Annotated in this window: 2 protein-coding genes; both read right to left on the reverse strand. The window is 38.4% G+C overall.

Annotation, left to right across the window (positions count from 1 at the left end):
- Positions 1 to 667 precede the first annotated feature (667 nt).
- Positions 668 to 1,210 carry a hypothetical protein gene (locus tag BUF15_RS26445; RefSeq protein WP_073617382.1) on the reverse strand — a complete coding sequence of 181 codons (543 nt, stop codon included), beginning with the start codon at positions 1,208 to 1,210 and terminating at the stop codon, positions 668 to 670.
- Positions 1,197 to 1,583: a hypothetical protein gene (locus tag BUF15_RS26450; RefSeq protein WP_073617384.1), complete on the reverse strand. Its 387-nt coding sequence runs from the start codon at positions 1,581 to 1,583 to the stop codon at positions 1,197 to 1,199. Before BUF15_RS26450 ends, BUF15_RS26445 begins: the two co-directional genes overlap by 14 nt.
- Positions 1,584 to 1,998: the final 415 nt, after the last annotated feature.

Raw genomic sequence — 1,998 nt, forward strand, 5'->3', positions numbered from 1 at the left:
TATTTGAATGACATTTCGCAATTTCATTATAACACAAGAAGCTCTCCGAGCCTTTATTTATTGGTATTTACTCGTAAATTTATGAGACAGCATTGATATCAGATCAATTCAGATTTATTACAATCGACTCTTGGGTATCTTTTCCTTTGTTTTCAGACATGAAAAAAAGAGGCAAAAAAGAGTATGAATACCTCGATAAGATGTGCGAATCATTCACCAAAGAAGAAAAACAGATTGGTGTATTTGGAAATATCACTGAAATATCTGACGCAAGTAAAATGGGGACAGATCTATTGTCACATTAATTTTTAATACATAGGGGTGGAGCGGTCGGTTATTATCAGGCTAAATATTTGGTCGATGGCGGTGTAAACGAGGTTTGGAAAAGATTCAGCGAATTCTAAAAGTAAATATGGTGAAGAGGGGAATAGTTGAAAGTGCAGTTAATTGTTAACTATTAGCACACCATCAAAATCTGATCCAATTGAACATTTATTGGCGGTAAAGGAGTTGCTGGAGTAATACAATAAGTGCAACAGACTGAAGATTGAAAAGTGAGTGAGTTGAAGATGCGAAAGCAGGTTAACTTGAAAAGGCTTTATGAAAAAAATGGTTCTACCCTCCTTCCTCGGTTTATTCAATGGCCAAATATTTTTCTGCAGGATCACTATTCACTTTCTACACCTCTTCTTTCTGGTTCTCCTTTTCGCATAGTTCCGAACAAATAACCAGCAACAGCCCCAAGTATACCCACCCCAGCGTTGAGTTGTTCATCCACGTCCGCCAGAAGTACAAGGAAAAGGGTTCCGAAAATAATAAAAATCAATCCACTTGCATTTACCATATATGCAGCAGAACAGTTTTCCTTGTTGCACAACGATCTCATTATAATAATTAGAGAAATTAAGGCAAAACCCGCAAGTAGAATACACTCGTAAAGTTTATACCTCTCCTGTGTCATATTGAATATATGAGTCAACTCGTCGGCTTTTTCAATAGGGTTGTCTACGAAGCTTTCTTTTAAATTAGCATTTTTGCCATCTGGTTCCTGTTGGTTGATTCCTGAAATTGCAAGCAGAGAGTCTGCTGAATCCTGTGTCATGCCTATATTCGAAAAGCCAACCATCATCAGGCAAACCAAAATTCCCACCAGAACCCTGCCAAACATAGAATGATATTGACTAGTGTTTTTGCAACTATTTGGTACCATTGACGATCTCCAATAATCTGGCATAATGACGTACCTCTATATAGTTATTCTTATTCATAGCGTCCTTCATCCTCTGCTGTAATCCTTGCGACAGTTTGGAGCGCTCCTGAGGAGATAATCCTGAAACTCTTCTTGCATATTCGGAATAGTCGAAGTTTCGATACGCTGTTTCCGGGGGAGACGATTCGTATCCTTGCTGGTACTGCTGCTGATAATAGGGCCGCTTCTGGCTAGGGAGTTCATAAGGGCGCAGTTCCGCGGCACGAGACCAAAGCACTGAAAAAGCCGCTAAAGATAAACTGACCGTCAGCACTGTAAGATATATTTTTTGTTTTTTATGTGAAATATATTGAAATGAATGCAGAATGGACATGAAGCACCTCCTTTGCAGTTGCTGGTCATCCGATTCAATGAAATCGTATGTCTGACAGAGGGTGGTGATTAATGCAAAATTTTCTGGTTTGTCTGTGGGAACGTATGAGGCTCAAAAACGGTCTAAAGTACAAAATCGATTTGTCTTTAAAGTTTAATTATACAACAATTATCCTGGAAATAGAAGCGGAACATGTTTGTTAGAGTGAATCCAGCTATATTCAAGAATAGTTAGGGTGTTTTTGTACTATAAGTCATGAGGTTTTGTGGAGATGTCACCTGATAACTCAAGGTGTCAGTCTAAAGGAAACTAATAGGGATGAAGAGTTATGCTCAAAAGTGGTGTTTGAGGGAGAATTTAAAAAGAAATGACGTATCCTGTTGGAATCAGTTCGCCAAAACAGAATTCCAACAAA

The sequence above is a fragment of the Desulfopila aestuarii DSM 18488 genome (genome assembly GCF_900143695.1).
In the GTDB taxonomy this organism is placed as follows: domain Bacteria; phylum Desulfobacterota; class Desulfobulbia; order Desulfobulbales; family Desulfocapsaceae; genus Desulfopila; species Desulfopila aestuarii.